A 17,601-nucleotide genomic window follows, 5' to 3' on the forward strand; every position below is an offset into this window, starting at 1 on the left:
TTCTGGCGGGGTGGCTGCACCCGTTCCCATTCCGAACACGGCCGTGAAACGCCCCAGCGCCGATGGTACTTCGTCTTAAGACGCGGGAGAGTAGGTCGCTGCCAGGTCTGCAAAGCGCAAGATAAAACGCCGCTCCCCTTCGAGGCATAGCCGAGAAGGATAAGGTCGCGGCGAAAACAAAACCGGAAATCTTCTCGACACAAACCACTTCGGCCCTGCCGAACACGGGCCGCCCTCAAGCGGCCCTTTTGTTTTGCTAGACCGAAGTCATCAGTGCGTCCCTTACACGAGACAAATCGCTTCGCAATTTGCTCGGCACAGACCATAAATCCCTTCGGGATTTACGTTACCGCGATAAATCCCATCGGGATTTACGCTTGGCGCGGGGTGGAGCAGCCCGGTAGCTCGTCAGGCTCATAACCTGAAGGCCGCAGGTTCAAATCCTGCCCCCGCAACCACCGATTCCGACATAGCTGGATACGGTGATCGCCCATCTGCTATTTGTGTAGCATTTCCATCAGGTTGGCTCCCCAACCATTCTAAAACCGTACCTAAGTCACCGTACATCACTGCGTCCACTTCACCGCGGCCGGGGCCAGGAGTGACAATTATCTTCTCGATTAGGTTCCGGATTGCCTCTTTCGCTGACGACCGCTCCTCGAGCTGGTTTAAGGCCTCCAGAAGGTGCTCGACCTTACTGGCGTAAATTGCTGAAGCGTCAGGCGGGATTTTCGGAATTGCGTACAACACCTCCACATCATCTAGGCGTTCAATCAACTCCTTTTTGCGGTCCTCCAAAGAGGTCAGCTTTTCCTTCAAAGAGGGATGGTTCATGCCATCTGCAATGGCGTCTACCATGTGTTCTATCTGCCGGCTTACTTTCGTTAACTCTGATTTCCAACCCTCGCTATGCACTCGTCGCTCTTGATCGAGACGGTCCGATTCGTCTGCGTAGGCGCGTAGTGCTTCTGCCAGGGCGCCTTGCTCCATCAATCGGTCTTTGACGCCGATTAGCACCCGTCGCTCTAGTGCTTTGCGTTGAATGCCATGGCCATTCGGGCAGGAGCGTCTGTTGACGTGGTTCGAACATGCGAAGCGGTCTGCGCCGCGAATTGAGTATGACCCTCCACAGCAACCGCAATAGATCAAGCCGGAAAGTAGCGATTTGGGCCTTCGGGCGAGGTTTAGGCGGTTCTTCGCATGAAATCCCCGAACGCTAGCAATGACGTTCGCAAAGCGCGCAGCGACTTGTTTTTGTCGCTCCTTTACCGCGTGCCAAAGACTGTCGTCGACAATCCGAAGTTCGGGAACTTCTGAGACTATCCATGCCGACTGCGGGTTCTTTCTGGAGACGCGTTTCCCTGTGTCGGGGTCCTTGATGTAGCGTAAGCGGTTCCAGATCCTTCGCCCAACATACAACTCATTGTTAAGCAGCCCTGTTCCGCGACCCTGTTGTCCGCGAATTGTACCGTCAGTCCAGTACTCTCCCCGTGGACCAGGTATTCCGTCCCTATTTAACTGAGCGGCAATTGCTCTGGGCGACGCTCCTGCCGCGAATTCGCGAAATATCCTTCGGATAATGCTAGCTTCCTCAGCGATGATTTCACGCTCTCCGCAGATAACATCTCCGTTGCTGGAGAATTGCCTTACTACTTTGTAGCCGTAGCAGTTGCCGCCTCCTGATTTACCGGCCTCGACACGGCCACGCACGCCCCGGCGTACCTTTGCAGCCAGATCGGTAATGAAAATTGCGTTCATTGCTCCTTTCATACCTACGTGCAACTCGGTGACGTCGCCTTCGCTCAGAGTATAAATAGACACGTTCTCGAATTTCAGGTGCTTGTAGAGGTTGGCCAGGTCCGCTTGGTCGCGGCTTATACGATCCAGGGCCTCCGCCACCACTATGTCGAACTTGCCGCGGCGTGCATCCAACATAAGCTGTCTGATACCAGGGCGCAGTATGAGCGACGAACCGGAGATGGCCGAATCGTGATACGTACCAACTTCCGCCCATTCTTCTCGCTTCATGAGGTCCCGACAAACGCGAAACTGATCTTCAACGGATTCAGGCCGTTGAAGATCAGTTGAGTAACGGGCATATAAGACGCCGCGCTTCATCAGATTTCTCCGTCTCTCGTACCCGCCTGTTCGGCAGCGGGAAGGTGAGCGCCAGCACAGATATCGGTTGCGCTCTGGGGTATTGTCTGCGTGGGACTATCGGTTTCGGTCGGAGCGTTTCCACGTCTCGCGAGCGAGTTGACGTCCAATTAGGCGCGCGAGGTCTAGTGTGACTTCTTGGATCCGCCCAACACTTTGAGGGACCCCAAATCTCGTCATTTGTCGCTCGGCATCGGGGCGTGCGAAGCCCACCGGTCCATCAAGAGTCCAAAGCTCGATGCCGTGTTCAGTGAACCACGATACGAGCGATGCAAACTTTTCTCGGTTCCGGTAGAGCCTGGCTCGGTCGGCTACTATTATTATCTGAAATGGAGGGAAGGCCCGTTTGGCCGCCCTCCGCATGGATTTTAGCCCTGGACGGGAGGCCGATAGCCCGGAGTACCCGTTGTCCACGAAGCAGTCCGTAACCGACCACCCCATATCGTGAGCGTACTCCTGGCATGCGGTTCTCTGGTGATTGACAGCGGTTTCTGATTGTTGAGCAGTCCGGCAGTATATTGCCACTGGCGTCGGCTTATTGCGCCATGGAGTAGCAGCCGAATCAATGTTGCTGTCGGTCCCGTCCATCACGGTAAACCTCCATTGTCACTCCCCCGCGAGTTCGCGAAGCACTTGACACTTAGCGTAAATCAAAAATAAATCAAGTAATGAATCTGTTGTGCGGTGCAATAATCGAATCCATGTTAGTTGTAATTCTGAAGTGTGATAGTAATGCATGGATTCGGCGTCGAATTCATTGGATGCTTCGTCAATTAAAAGACTGAATCTTGTTCTGTTTGCTCATTTGACAACGCAAGATGTACGCTAAAGAGTATCAATGGAAAGGAATCAATCCTTTGATCCGGGCGCGAAGCGCAGCTCCACGCGAGTTCACATCTCCGTGACCGGAGGACATGAGGCGGTACTCCCACGTACTGCCACAGCCGCGTGTGGCAAAATCTACCTTAAATTGTCATTCATGCGAAAAAGGCCATGCTGTGAGCAAAAAGATCACCCCCTGAGCGCTAGAATCCAAAGAGCAGCTTTTGGTTGAATCGTGCCCCAGAAACGAGTCTTTGTTTCTCGCCATATTGTTGACAACAGCCATAGGATTCGTGCTTGCTCTTGTCATGGACACAATCACTTCACTGATGAAATTGATCAAAGCTGCTCGAGCGCTTGCAGGAGCGAGCCAGGATGAACTGGCTCAAGAAGCGGGCGTCAGCCGGCAAATCGTCGTGAGAGTTGAGGCCGCCGACGAAACCGTTACCGTCGATGCTGTCGAGAAAGTACGTGCGGCACTGGAGCGAAAATCAGTCGTCTTTATCCCCTCGACTGCTGATCGTGGGCCGGGTGTTGCCCTTTCAAAGATCGGGTCCTGAAGGACTCCGTGGAAGCTGTCCGCTGATATTACGTGTTTGTCTGTCATGCCTTCGCCAGCAGATGTCGGCCGAGCGAGCGGAGAGCCTCGAAGATTTAATTTAAAGCTGCGAGGAAAACCGGCGCGCGCAGTAGACGCTCTGTTTATCTGCTTCCTGTTCAAAGCACTCGGTAGTTGCTCATTAAACTGTTCGTATGGCGAATGCGGTCCGCCGCCGGATTTCTTCCGCCACCAGACGACTGTGTTGCTAGAGAACGGATTGCATCACGAACTTGGTGACCTGATATTCCGCCATCCCCTCCGTACCGCCTTCATGTCGGTATCCGCCGTTGGTGCCGCAGACTGGCGTTTCTGGAAGACCGAGGCCGACCATGCTCGGCCGTTGAGTCCTGTTGGAACGTAGACCAAGGGCCAGGCAGTAATGGACGTAAGGACCTCTTCGAAGCGTTCGAGGAGCCACAGCGACTCGATTAGAACGTGACGCTCCCCATTCGCCGACAGCGACCACAATTCCGGCGCTGCCGCCAAGCGTCGCGTCGTTCGGCGCAGATCTGGCAAGCTACTTGGCTTTTTCCCATGGATCACGCATCCACACTGACATGAAGCCAGCGCTTTGGGTATTACGGGCTGTCTGGTCCAGACCTCAGGCAAGCATTCGCAAATGCACGTTAAGCGAATGTTTCGAAAGTTGTAATTAGCTTTATAGTTGCGGTTAGGCCTGATTCGGAATTGCTCGTTGCGGGCAAAATAGCCGGCTGCGACACAGAGCTATGGCGCATGAGGTTGGGGACGTGAGTAGGGAGCAGGGGACGTTGCCGATGCTGACGGCGACGAAGCTGGCCGCGCGGGCTTTACGCGAGGCGCTGCCAGCGGATGCGGATCTGGGAGAGGTCTGCCTTTGTCTTAGTTTCTACGACATGAAGGCGGTGAACGAGTTGAGACGACGTCTCGGCGGCCTTCCTTCGAGCGAACGCAACTACTGGATCGGCACGCTTTACACGCTGATGATCTCGCCGGAAAAGCGACGCTCCCAGGCAGCGTACTTCACGCCCCCGGATTTGGCGGAAGCGGTCATCGACCTTGCAATCGAGCAGGGATTTGATCTCAAGAAAGACGATGTCTTTGACCCTGCAGCGGGAGGCGCGGCCTTCCTGTCGCTGATTGCAGAACGAATGAGGGCGGCCGGCGCCCATGTGAAGGACATCGCCTATCGACTGAATGGCATGGAAATCGATCCAAGCCTTGCCGAGATGTCCGAATCCTTGATCGCGAGAGAACTCGAAGGGTTCCGGGAGCGTCGCATCGTCAAAGTCGGCGACGCCCTGCATACGGACCCGCTTGCCTCGTACAAGCTCGTCATCGCCAATCCACCCTACGGCCGCATCACACCAAAGGATCTGCAGGGCAACGCCTGGGAGAGGGTCTCTCACTCCGGTCACATCAACAAGTACGCGGTCTTCACGGAACTTTGTCTTCGAGTGGCAAAGCCGAACGGTCTCGTCGCGCTCGTCATTCCATCAAGCTTTCGAAGCGGTCCGCTCTATGATCGCATGCGTGCATACATCGCAAGCCAGGGCCAAGTCCTTGCGCTGGGAACGGTCGTCAATCGCGATGACGTGTTTGCAGACGTCGCGCAGGACGTGAGCGTGCTGCTCGTGCGCAAGGGCGAAAGCCATCGTGCCGTACTTCCCACCAAGTTTCCTTCCTTTGCGGGAAGCGGGATCAGACACCCGATTCATGCAGCCAGTCTCGGTGAGGACATGTCCGCGCCATGGCTGGCCCCATCAGGATTCGAGAGGGAAATCGGGGGCGCCACTATCGCAGACTATGGCGCGGCTGCCAAAGCCGGGCATTTCGTCTGGAACCGCGAAAAGGACAAGTTCTGTGGTCCGGATGATCCAAATGCGATTCCGCTGATATGGGCCAAGAACATCCGGGCCGGGCGGAAGTGCGTTCCGGCTAACCGCAAGGGAACCGGGGTGGATTTCGTGCAGGTGCCGCAGGGGAGCACGTCCATCGCGAAGGCCCCGGCGGTCGTCGCCCAGCGCACGACGAACAGCAGCCAGTCAAGGCGTATAATTGCTGCCCCGGTCGACGAGGTATCGATCGCCCAAGGATTCGTCGGCGAAAACCATACGATCGTCATGACGGGACAAGACGCCGAACTGCTCGACCTGCTCGCCCTTCTGCTGAACACCAAGGCGGTCGATGACCGATACCGCGCCGTGTCAGGCACTGCGACGGTCTCGGTCAAGCTTCTGCGGGAACTCGACCTTCCGGCGCCGGAGGCATTCAAGGCTGCCCTGAAAAAGTTGTCCAACCCCGAAGAGGCGGCGATCCTCGCGTACAGGGCGGGGGCAGACAGGCGTCGCCTTGCGGAGGCGTCATGAGCAAGTGGGGACCGCCGGGATTCACTCGTGCCCCGGGAACGGAACTGTCCGATCGGTTGAGACAGCAGCGCGAGCAACTGCTTCGAAGGACTGAGTTGATCGCCGCGCGCTCCGCAAGGCTTTTGATGAAAGAGAGTCCTGTCGAAGAAATCGAGGGTGCAAGGAATGTCGATGCATGGATTTCCGCCCTTTCGAAAGTACCGTTGCGCCTGATCGGCGAGGAGGAATTGCCGCTCTCCGACGCCTACGTGCAGGTTCTCACGGAGGCCATCGTTGCGATGAATTCCGGAGAGCCGACTGTCCTGATGACTTGGCCTGCGCGCGACATTTGCCTGTCGGCAGTCGCATCGCTGCTCGCGCTAGCCGATGTCGCTGTCGCTCCCGGGATGACGGTCGAGAAGTATGGTGGCCGTCATCCTTCGTTCGAACGGCCCAGCGGATTCAAGGCGCTGATATACCCATATGCGCGCACCACGCATGAACTGGCCAGAGACGTACAGGTCGATCGCAGCTATCTCGCTGAAACCCATAGGGCACACTTCATGCGGTGTGCCGCCAGCGAAAACGAACCTGCGGCATTGAAGGACTACCATCAGATACTCAGCCGCGTCAAAACGCTCGACGGCCGGGCGAGGGATGGCAGGCTCTATCCGGAATTTGAGCACCCGACGCTGGACGAAATCCTTCCGCACGGGACATGCGATGGTAGTGCCCATTCCAATGGAACTCTGCTGTGGAGAACCAGCTCCAGGACCGATCTGAAGGAGCATAATACCGTCAGGAGGCATGCCGACAACGGCAACGAAGCGAGCTATTTCCTTTACGGTCTCAAGAAGGGCGACGAGGTTTCGATGCGGAAGATCCGCGGCCGCCTGGATGTCATCATCTTCGACCTGACAAGAACCGGACGGGGACGGCTCGGCGACGAGTGGGTGGAACGCGTGACGCGGATATACAAGGCCATGAGGAAGGCCTTTCCGACATCCGGCGTGGTCGCCCTCACCGAGGATCCCTGGACGTTCGACAAGGCCCGCTTCGAAATATTCAACCATCCTCCCGACCTCATGAGCAGGAAGCCGCGGCAGGCGCGCTCGAAGACGATCACTGCGATATCGTCATCTATCCTGAAGGCCGGCGGCGAGACCTTCTCGTGGTCGGGCTGCGACAAGGTCGAAGCCAAGGGCTTCAACGGACCGGGAACGAAGGTCGCCGAAGAACTGCGCAGCGCCGCGCGCAAGATGGTTCGCGCCAACGATGGCGTTGGTGCTTCGGCTGTAGACGACATCATCTTCAAGCTTCGCCGGAACGCGTCGCTGCCCAGTTCGCTCGCCTCACTCAGCAACTATTCTGTGGCTAAGCAGGGCAATGCCGCCGCAGCAGATCTGATGTCAAGCTACCGGATCACCGAAGCTCTCCAGTACCTGCGGGACCCGGCCAATGCGGCCTATCAGCTCGGCGGCGCCGAACTCGCTGCGGCGCTAGGAGAGGCGGAGGAGGCCAGCAGACTGCTGGTGCGCGAGACGCCCATGGCAAACCTGCTGCAGGCGATCGTCACAAGCATTCTCAACTCGTCCTCCAAGGCTCTGTTCATGTTTCGGACGCAGCCCTTGGCCGAATTCGCTATCGTCGATCTAGCTCGAAAGATCCCCGATTTGCAGGGCAGGCTAGACAACGAGATGATCGTCTTCTCCGGTCCGGGCGGACTGACCGACATCGCGGCCCTGCCTCCGGCCGACAGAAACAAGTTCAAGCGGATCTATGTCGTCGCACCGCCGCGGGATGGTGTCCTGACATTCTTCGCGCGCCAGTGGCTGCCAAGCCAGATCTTCGTGCTTGCCGACGGCGACACGCTGCAGTTCTCCTCCCGCGATGCGTTCCGCCTCGCTGACCAGGTCGAGGAGCAGGAGATCGCATCGCGCCTTAGGAAGTATGGCACCGTCGCCGCGGACGAACTCGGCGGTCTCGGCACGTTCCAGATTAGGATCACGGAGACGCCACCGCCGCCGACCGAACTCCAGTTTCCGTCGGAAAGCGTCATCGATCTTGCCGGGGCTGCGGGCACCAAAGGGGTGGAGCTTCTCGAGTTTACGATGGAGAGCGGTCAGAGAATGATCGCCAGACCCGGAACGGATCTGGTTCGCCTCGATAGGTCCAGATCGTTAGAAACCTTCAAGCATGTCGAGGCCAAGGATGTGAGGGACCGCGACGAGCTGTGCGTCATCAGTTCCGGCTTCATCGACCGAGCGCGGCTGCTACTCAGCATCCCAGCGAACGCCGCCGAGGCGATCCGCGAGTACCACGAGGACGTCTTGACGCGCTTCCGGAAGCTACCGGGCCTCAGCGATGCCGAAAAGCTGCGAGCGCTCATCGAGCGTATCGGCGATCCCGAGGTTGATGCCCAGCGGGTCCGTTACTGGGTGCACGTCGACAAGCAGTTGCAGGCTCAGTTGCACGAGGTCGTGCCGCACGCTCCGCGCGACCGCGACATGTTTCTCAAGCTAACCGCCGCGCTCGGCATCGGACAGAGCCTCGCCAACCGCTTCTGGTATCTCGGCGTGAAGGCGCAGAGAAACAGCAGGATGCGGGCGGGCATGGCCTTCCACGAAGCCTACAGAGGCGTTCTAACAGACCCGCACGCGGCTGCGGCGTTTGCGGGCGATGCCAAAAGGGCCTCCGAAATCAAGCGACTGCAGCGTCTTGCGGAAGAACACGTGTCCGCCGTCCGTTCCATCAGGAGATTCAAGTCATGATCCAGCCCAAGTCGGCAGACGAACTCGGGAAGATAGACGTCGAGCTGAAGGAGGCAGTGTGCGACGCATTAGTGAATATGGTCACCCGGAGGGCTAGCGGCACCGACGAGATCGGCCGATACGTGTATGGAAAGTCTCCCAGGCGAGCTGTGTTCTCGGGACAGCTTCTGCCGCGCATGTCGCGGGCGAACGAGGATGAGACATCCGACATCAAGATTGCCGCGATCGGCATGGACTTCAACATAGCCAACAACGCTACCTCCGTGATCAGGGCGGCACCGCGCTTTTCCGTCTACGTGAGGGTGCTGCCGACGTGGGAGGAGATTTCGAGCGACCGATACGGGATCGAGATAGACTTCAAACTCTCGAAGAATACAAAGGACGCGATCGACGAGAAGATCAGGGTGCAGCGGCAGGCGCTCTACGAGAAGGAAAACCTCGTTCAAGGTGACTGGAACGCGTTGGACAAGGATCAGAAGGGTGAACTTCTTCGGCGCAGGCGTGAGATCCAGGACCAGCTTCGGCGCAGCGTCTATGGTGAATTCGGAATCTTCCTCCGGGGAGACGATATCAAGAGTTTCGGGAAGGACGATCCCGACGCTTCCGGATCTGAGGACCGGCCAGATGAAGAGGCCGCGCCGTCGCCGGATATCGGCAAGCTGGTTACGGAAGGCCGATCGATCCCGGCTCAGCATGTCTCCCCGGCGAACATTCCCGGAAAGTGGAAGAGGCTAGATCTCGAACTCCCTAGCTTCGAGTGGGCGGCCTCGCTTTCCGGCGATACGCTCAAGCAGCGCTGCGAGGAGTATTCGATAGAGCTAAGGGCCGCTATCGCAGCTCAGCTCTCGAATTGGCTGAAGAGCGGCGACGGGGTCGAGTGGGCATGGCGAAACCGCACCGTCCGACCGACGGACGCCCAGAGCGAAGCTAGCTGGACAGCCTTCATTGAAGCGCTCCGTCAGGAAGCACCCGACATCAAGCTGCTTCCGGACTTCTCGGGTCTCGCTTTCAAGATCGAACGTCAGCGCGACTTTATGGATCCGTCTCGCGCATCCATCAGAGTGAGCCTGGACAACTCGTGCCAAGAGCTGAGCCCGCAGGACGCGGCGATCAAGTGCAACGTGTTGTTTGGGACCGAGCTGAAGGTCCTTGTCGCACACGCGGACCACTGCCCGGTCCAGCTCGATCGCGTCGAGCCTTCATATCGCTTTCGCGACTTTCTTTCCTACCCGGCCATCGGCCTTAACTGCGGCATCATCTCTGTCGATGCGGAAGACGTTCTTGAGCTGTCGACGACCTGGTCGCCGCGTTTTACGCAGCCGCGGATCGTTCCCAGAGACATTCCGGAAGTCGAATGCCGTTTCAGCGTGTTGTCCAGGGACCACGACGTCTCGAAGCTGCTCGCCCTTCCGGAGGGATATCTTCTTTGGATCGACGAGCAGGTGGCAGCCCTCAGCGACAAGGTGGTCGCCAATCTGCCGCCGGATGAAGTCATCCGCGAGCGCAAGCGTTTCGAAGCGGACATCGCGGGCCAGCGAAACGAGGCGCGGCATATCGAGCGGGGTGTAAGGATCCTAATCGAAGCCCGCACTGCCGCGATGGCGGTATCGAGCGCCAATCCATCGGACCGCCCGAGGCTTCGGAGGAAGGCTGCACCCTGGAACGCGTGGCTCATGACCAACGAATCCTTCGCGAGACGCGACGACGATGATCCAAGCCGCAAGTGGCGACTGTTCCAGCTTGCGTTCATCCTCGCCCATGTCCCGACCTTCGTCTCGCGGATGGATGAATACTCGCACGAGTTCGATGCCGAGCGGGACGAGATGGCCGCCAGCCTCCTCTACTTTCCGACGGGCGGCGGCAAGTCCGAGGCGTTCTACGGGGCCCTGGTCTTCGCGATCTTTCTTGACCGCCTTCGCGGCAAGGACCGCGGAGTGACCGCGATGATCCGCTATCCGCTGCGCCTTTTGACACTACAGCAGGCGCAGCGGCTGCTTCGTCTGATCGTGTGGGCGGAGATCGTCCGCAAGGAAAAGAAAGTCGGTCTGTGGCCGATCGAGATCGGGTTCTGGGTCGGATCATCCAATACACCCAACCGATACAGCGAACTTCAGCCCGATCTTCCGTTGCTAAGCGAGCATCCGGACGATAGCGCATTCGATCCCGATATCGGAAAGGACAAGCGCGCCAACCGCTATCGCGAGACGCTTGCGGCCTACAACAAGGTGTCGCAATGCCCGTGCTGCCGTCAGGCGACGGGACTACGACGACATAAGTCTTCGGTCGGAAATGCCGAGCGCGCAGCCATCGTCTGCTTCAATGCGAAATGCAAGTGGAACACGGCCCACGGCGGGATCGCTCCGCTTCCATTCCTGCTGACCGACGACACCATCTACCAACGCGCGCCAGCCATCGTGCTTGGAACGGTCGACAAACTGGCGATGCTGGGACAGAGCACGTCGACGATCACCGAAATCCTCGGCATGTTCGGTCTCGCACGCTGGATCGATCCCGCCGGGCATCTGAGGAATCCGCGCAAGGTCGAAGATCTTCAGAAAGGCCCGCAAGCATTTGGGATGCATGGCGTGCTGCCGGCATATGCCGACGGCGAGAAGGTGTTCTTCGATCCATTCCCATCTCTCATAATCCAGGACGAGGCCCATCTTCTCGAAGACAGCCTCGGAACCTTCAGCGGCCTCTTTGACACGTTGCTCGAGAAGACTTTCAAGACGATCGACAGGATCGTCGGAGCCGCGATTTCGGCAAGCAGATATACTGAGACCGATGGGGGAGTCGTTCCGCGTCTGCCAAAGATCATCGCGGCGACCGCGACGATCAGCGATCCCGACCGTCAGCTCAAGGTCCTCTATCAGCGCAAGCCGCTGCGCTTCCCTTACCCGGGACCGGACATCTACCACTCGTTCTTCGCGGAACCCGCGCTGCCGCCGGAAGGCAACCCTGAGCGTACGCGTAGGACGGCAGAGCTGGATGCGTCCCGCGCGCCAGAAGCCACGTCTCCGTGGATGAGGCTCTACGTCTCCCTGATGACAAACGACGCGACTCACACCGTGACCACGGTCGGCGTCCTCAGCTCCTTCCACACGATCATCTCGAAGCTATGGGCCTCGCTGCTCGATCCGGCTGCTTCAGCCAGCGCGGTCGCGGATATCCGGGCGGCTGTATCCCACGACGAAGGCGGCGACTGGCGAGGGGCGGCCATCGATCGCGCGGTCGCGGAGGGTAGGGTCGATGAGATCATGGCTCTCGTCGATCTTCATCGCATCGCGCTGGCCTACGTCACGAACAAGAAGGGCGGCGACCAAATCATCGATGCCTTGCACTCCGCCGTTGCCGATAAGCACCGGACGGCAGCGCTTCCCCATAGCAAGTTCATCAGCCGCCTGATTTCAGGCGGCGTGGACATGCAGGAAATACAAAGCGTCATGAAGGAGGCCGAAACGGCCTTCGTTGGGGCAGGCTATCCGAACATCGATGAGACCCTGCGCAGCATCGTCGCGACCTCGGCGATCAGTCACGGCGTCGACGTAGACCGCTTCAACTCGATGTTCTTCGCCGGACTGCCGTCGGACATTGCCGAATACATCCAGGCGTCCAGCCGTGTCGGACGAACCCATGTCGGGTTCGTGATGCTTCTGCCGACGCCTCAGAGCCGACGAGACCGTTACGTTATCGAGACCCACGACATCTTCCATCGGTTCCTGGAAAGAATGATCTCACCACCTGCCGTCGAGCGGTGGGCAGAGACGGCGATCGATCGCGTGACCGCTTCCTACGTGCAGACGTGGGCGATGCTGAAGGATGGCGAAAACTTCCTTCGGCTTCCCGATAACCGAAAGTTCGAACTCCAGTCCTACGAGTTTACGACGCGCCTCGGCTATCTGGCGAAGCGCGACCTTCTGGAATTCGCCAACGATCTTGGAAGCTTCATGCTCGACGCTATGGGTGCGGACGGACGCGGCGACGGAGAGTTCGGAAGTCCCCCGTATCGGAACTTCTACAAGCAGATGATCGACAAGTCCGCACAGGATCTGGGCATAAGCATGCGAAATCTCGAGATCGAAATCAGGCTGCGCAACTACTGGGATCAGGCGGCGCGCCTGAAGAGACCGATGACCTCCCTTCGCGATGTCGACGAGGCCGGAGTCATCACGGCTGCGGACTTCTTCCGGGGCTCGAGAGACCGGACGCTCGCCGTTGACATGAGCGATGTCGCTAAGGTCATGAAATCCATACGTCACCAGAGAGGCGACAGCGCCGAAACCGATGCCGACGACCGCGGGGAGTTCTGATAATGGCTTTTGGAACGACTAAATTCGAGCGCAGCGGGTATGGCCGGAACCGGACTTCCGACAACGACGGCGAGGAAGGGAAGGCGGAGCCGCCCAAGATGCTCCGTTCGCGTTCGCAGATCGCGACGGCATACGCTCCCGGCGTGTTGATGACATGGGAGGGCGGCAAGGGGATCTGCAAAGCCGTGCCGATTCCTCGTGAATTTCCTACCGCACTGCCTGCGAACGTCACGCAGACGATATTCGAAGGCATGAAGGAGTTCGCCCAGAGCTGGCGGCAGAGGGCGCTCGATGCCTGTCCGGACGCACCTGAGGAGTTCGTTCTCGACGATCCCTTCTACGATCACCGCACGGGCGATGTCACGATCGATCCCACTCGCTTCATGATGAACCAGCCGACGGTCGTCGGATACGTACCATATCCCTTGCTCTACCAGTGCGGCGTCTGCCTGACCCTTCGCGAATTCAAGAGCGTCGCGGACCAGGCAAAGCGCGGACTCCCTCAAAAATGCAACGGTCACGACGCCCGCTGGTCACAGGTGGACGTCGTCTACGCTCACTGGTACGGCACGATCGAACCGCTCAATCCCTTCAATTACACATTCGATGACAAGATTCAGGATGTGAAGCCGATCCAGAACTGCACGTGCGGCTGGACGCAATTCAAGCTGAAGAACAAGCCGCCGGTCTTTTCCGAGTGGCGCTTCCAGTGCGAGGAATGCGAGACGACACGCGAGCTGAAGAAGGCCGAGCCCAACGTCCTCAGAAAGCTAAAGCTCGACAGTGCAAAGCCGGGTGGTCGCAAGTTCGAGTGGATTGAAGTCGACATGCTGCCCGTTTCCTACCGTGCAAGCAGCGCCTTCTACCCGCAGAGGGCTAGCTTCATCGAACTGCGGGAGGCCACCGTTGTCGAGCTGATGGCCCCCGGCCGCCAGGAGGACCTCATCAAGCGCCTAGCGGAAATCCATTCCATTCCGTACCGGGAACCGTCCGACGCCGAGATCGAAGCCGCTGTGACGGCAGTTGGCCGCTCGAACGAATGGGACGACTTCGTCGCCTTCCGGAAGCTGTACCTCAGGCGGCAGGCTCAGGGGCAGGACGCGGCTGGCTTGAAATCGGACATGGACAAGATCCGCGAGAGCTGGTTCGTCGACGGCCTGGTGAGCCGAGGAGAGCTTTCAAGCCCGGCGATCGACGCCGCAGTTCGTTCGCGTGGTGCTTGGGCGAGAAAGTTTGATCCGATCCGCCTGACCGTCGAGCACGCTGCGTTTGTCGAAGAGCATATCGATGCCGGGATGCAGGGGCCTCGCCACACCGCAGTCGATGTCGTCAACCCGGATCTGCCGCTGTTCGAAAACGCAGGGGTCGCTGCCGAGCTTGAGAGATACCGAAAGGACGTTCAGAACGTCCTTCGGCTGACTGGCGTTGGCAAGATGGTCCTGGTACGCGGTCTTCCGATTTGCGAGTACAGCTTCGGCTTTTCGCGAGTTTCTTCCACACCCGTCTACCATCGCGAGACACCGAACAGGAAGGTGGCGATGCCCGTCAGGCTCGTCGCCTTCGACGAGATGAAGAACCATCAGCGCCCGATCTACGTCACCCAGCAGAAGAACGAGGCGCTGTACGTGAAACTTGACGAGGAGCGCGTAATGCGGTGGTTGAAGCGGAACGATGTCATCGACATGCCGCCGGACGATGTGGGGTTGTCGCAGGCATACCTCGAGCGCTACCAGGACTTCGGCCAGTTCCTCGACGACTACAAGGACAAGGAGCGGCAGGGCATGCCCCGTACCCTTGCCTCGTTCGTCTACATGCTGCTCCATTCGCTGTCTCACCAGCTCATCCATTCGCTGGCGGACGCCTCCGGTCTGGATCGCGACGGGATTGGCGAATACATCTTTCCTGCCGATTTTGCGTTCACCATCTACCGCAAGGGCATGACGCCCGATCTCGGCAACATCTCCGCAATGTGGCGGAATCATGCGATGGACTTCCTGCGCAGGTCGATCGATCCGCGAATGCTGCGCTGTGGTTCTGGAAGCCTGTGTGACAGCCGGGGAGGCGCGTGCCCCGCGTGCATCATGGTAGGAGAAGTCTCCTGTGCCGCCTCGAACCTGCTGTTGTCGCGCTCCGTGCTGAAGGGCGGCCCCGCGCCGGAATGGGAACTCGCCAATTCGCCAGACATCGTCGGCTACTTTGAGCCGGAGTTCAACGCATGAGGACGGTATCTCTCGCCTCGGAGGGGAAGGCGCGGTTCATTGTTACGATGCCGCCGACCCCGAGCCGCATCGGCAACGTCCTCGCGTCGACTCCGGCGGCCCAGGTGTTCGCACCCACCGAAACCGCTGATGCGTTCCGTCATTTGGCGCGAAAGGCGCAGAGTAGACTCGTCATCATGACACCGTACATTGATGCGGTCGGGTGCGCATGGGTACTCGACCTCTTCGACAATACTCCCGCCCGAGAACGGATCCTGATCCTGCAGTCTGCCGACCAGCTCTCCAAGCCGGGCGTCGACGAGGCCGCTTTGCGGAAGGCGGCGACCCGCGTTCTGGTCTACGGAGACAGCGAAACCGACGAGACCTTCCATTCGAAGATCGTGTTGGCAGATGGAAGCGACGCCTACGTCGGATCGGCAAACTTCCTCAATCGGTCGAAGGGGGCGAACCTCGAGTGCGGTCTGCTGGTCGAGGGGCCGGTCGTCGCGTCCATCACGACTTTGGTGGAGGCGGTGCTTCAGACATTTGAGGCGGTTGGTGCCTGAGGTTTACCAGCATATCGTTGTCGCCGTGAACTAAAGACAATGGAGCAAACGGCTAGAGTGATAACGGCGACGCGCTCTCCGGGACGCGTTTCAGGAAGGTCGAAGCCGACGACGTTGATCCCTGCCATTCCGACCTTCAGGTCTCGCGATATCCTGTCCGCCATCGCAGCGTTTGAGGTGAACGCATAACCAGCGAGACCGACTAACAGGGCGTTGCATCGGTTGATCATCTCCTCGTACACGTCGAAGCTATTCTCGGGGGCGATTAGGCCAAATGGCTCATCGATCACGAGCGTTGCGTCGTCCGGAACGTCCGTGAGCACCGTGGGCTGATAGAAATGGCCCGAGTTACCAATCCTTGTGCCGCCCGCAGGCTAGCGCCACGGCGCAGTGCGTCGGCCACGCCTGCTTCGATCGCGCTAAGTTGCCGAGTGTTGGCGAGCGGACCCATACCGCTTTAACGCTTCGTTGAAATGATGGAGCTTCGACGAAACGAACGGGCCGCAGACCGAGAGCGGCAATCTGGTTCCCCCCAGGTGTCCTTCCATAGTCGCGCTGTAGATCAGATCGCGCAACGTTGCTTCATCGATTTCTCGAAGGGACCGCTTGTCGCTATCGTCGAGGTTGATTTCACCCATACCGTGGAGAGATTCGCCGTGGGCTAGAGCGGAGGAAGGGCAATCGGTCAGCTTCGCCGGCCCATTCGACCTGGTCGCGACACCACCACGGCGGCCTCGACTCCCTTAATTTTCTCAAGGCCGGTCTGCAGTTCGTGATGTTGTTCTGAATGGGCCGAGTCGTCCCACACGAACGCGACGATCTTGTCGAATGCTTTCGTGGTGCTGAGATAGAGAGAGGCGTCGGCGGCGACTTCATCGATGACTTTCGCGAAATCGGACTGCGCGCCTCCCCGCATGTACTTCACTTCGATCAGAGTCCTGATCGAAGGCACCGCAAGATCCACTCTGGGCCGCTTATGGCCGACCGAAGGAAGGTTCTCCTCATCTTCGAGATCTGGAAAGATCGGTGCGAGGATCGTCCAAAGAAGCGCTTGCACATGATACTCGTTCTCGACGTGCCAGACCGCTATTTCTGATCGAGGGGTACGGGGCTTCGTTTCGAATGCCCAGTGTTTCATTGCCCGAGGAACGCCCCGAATAGCCAGCAGCAGATCAACGAACCCGGGGCTGGCAATCCGTACATGCGAGCTTCTTGCGACGACGCCGTCAAACGCTGAGAGGCGAACCGAGAGTCTGTCGAGGCCGAGGTTGGGACTTGATGGAAGCTGTGAAGCAATCTGCCAGGCGCTCGTTGCCAAACCATCGTCTGCGTTTCCGATGCCACGAAGCGCCAGTGCGAATGCAAGATCGGCCGGGTCCTGCAGCGTGGGTCCGGTTCCAATGAGATCCCTTGCCGCCGAGACGAGCCCCAGCGTCCAGGTGTTGTGGCCAACCTCCTTGGCCGACCGGGACAGCAGGTCGCTCAACCAGGTCTGGTCGGTAAACTCCCTGACCGCGAGCGCAATACCGAGCAATGCAATCCCATCGATTTCGACACGCAGTGGCCTGCCTGCGCTGAAGAACTTCCGCCCGGAGAACTGCTGGATCTCGTTCAGAAGGAGGTTGTTTTGGGCATCGGCGAGGAGACCGCAGGCCTTGCCGTATCCAAGAGCGGCGACTTGCTCGGGAAGCATATTGTTCTCCGAGGCAGCCAACGCGCGCGAAACCTCCTGTGACAGGCAGTCAACGTCGTCGAGAACCCATGCACTGAATGCCCGCACGTGTACCGCCGCGTCGGTGGCGGCGACGGCGCGTACAAGTTCCTGACGTATCGTGCTCAGATCGATCAT

General features: G+C 58.9%; 8 protein-coding genes, 1 tRNA gene and 1 rRNA gene. 8 read left to right on the forward strand and 2 right to left on the reverse strand.

Translation table 11 applies throughout. The features are described from left to right. Both rrf and IB262_RS23070 read left to right on the forward strand, forming a co-directional pair. A 5S ribosomal RNA gene (gene rrf, locus IB262_RS23065) occupies window positions 1-107 on the forward strand; the annotation flags it as partial. A gap of 274 nt (window positions 108-381) precedes the next feature. Then, window positions 382-458: transfer RNA gene (locus tag IB262_RS23070), tRNA-Met, on the forward strand. Here IB262_RS23070 and IB262_RS23075 read toward each other — a convergent pair. Continuing rightward, window positions 415-2,118, reverse strand: coding sequence for a recombinase family protein (locus tag IB262_RS23075; protein WP_192493913.1), 1,704 nt, complete (start codon window positions 2,116-2,118; stop codon window positions 415-417). The genes IB262_RS23070 and IB262_RS23075 overlap by 44 nt on opposite strands. A gap of 1,115 nt (window positions 2,119-3,233) precedes the next feature. On the opposite strand from IB262_RS23075, the gene IB262_RS23085 reads away from it, so the two are divergent. From IB262_RS23085 to IB262_RS23110, 6 genes are all read left to right on the forward strand, one after another. Further along, on the forward strand, window positions 3,234-3,539 hold the full coding sequence (locus IB262_RS23085) for a helix-turn-helix domain-containing protein (RefSeq protein ID WP_246802696.1): 306 nt from the start codon (window positions 3,234-3,236) through the stop codon (window positions 3,537-3,539). A 790-nt stretch (window positions 3,540-4,329) separates the two neighbouring features. After that, window positions 4,330-5,928 carry an N-6 DNA methylase gene (locus IB262_RS23090; protein ID WP_348646926.1) on the forward strand — a complete coding sequence of 533 codons (1,599 nt, stop codon included), beginning with the start codon at window positions 4,330-4,332 and terminating at the stop codon, window positions 5,926-5,928. A gap of 95 nt (window positions 5,929-6,023) precedes the next feature. Beyond that, window positions 6,024-8,678: a hypothetical protein gene (locus IB262_RS23095; RefSeq protein ID WP_246802697.1), complete on the forward strand. Its 2,655-nt coding sequence runs from the start codon at window positions 6,024-6,026 to the stop codon at window positions 8,676-8,678. Beyond that, window positions 8,675-12,988: a DEAD/DEAH box helicase family protein gene (locus tag IB262_RS23100; protein ID WP_192493828.1), complete on the forward strand. Its 4,314-nt coding sequence runs from the start codon at window positions 8,675-8,677 to the stop codon at window positions 12,986-12,988. The genes IB262_RS23095 and IB262_RS23100 overlap by 4 nt, the downstream gene beginning before the upstream one ends. Window positions 12,989-12,990: 2 nt before the next feature. After that, window positions 12,991-15,207, forward strand: coding sequence for a hypothetical protein (locus IB262_RS23105; RefSeq protein WP_210337662.1), 2,217 nt, complete (start codon window positions 12,991-12,993; stop codon window positions 15,205-15,207). Then, entirely contained in the window at window positions 15,204-15,752 is a 549-nt protein-coding gene (locus IB262_RS23110) for a phospholipase D-like domain-containing protein (protein ID WP_192493829.1), read from the forward strand. The genes IB262_RS23105 and IB262_RS23110 overlap by 4 nt, the downstream gene beginning before the upstream one ends. Window positions 15,753-16,437: 685 nt before the next feature. Here the strand turns inward: IB262_RS23110 and IB262_RS23120 are convergent. Then, the gene (locus tag IB262_RS23120) at window positions 16,438-17,601 is read right to left on the reverse strand and encodes a hypothetical protein (protein ID WP_192493830.1); all 1,164 of its coding nucleotides are present in this window, start codon (window positions 17,599-17,601) and stop codon (window positions 16,438-16,440) included.

The sequence above is a fragment of the Ensifer sp. ENS02 genome (assembly GCF_014851885.1).
GTDB classification, from domain to species: domain Bacteria; phylum Pseudomonadota; class Alphaproteobacteria; order Rhizobiales; family Rhizobiaceae; genus Ensifer; species Ensifer adhaerens.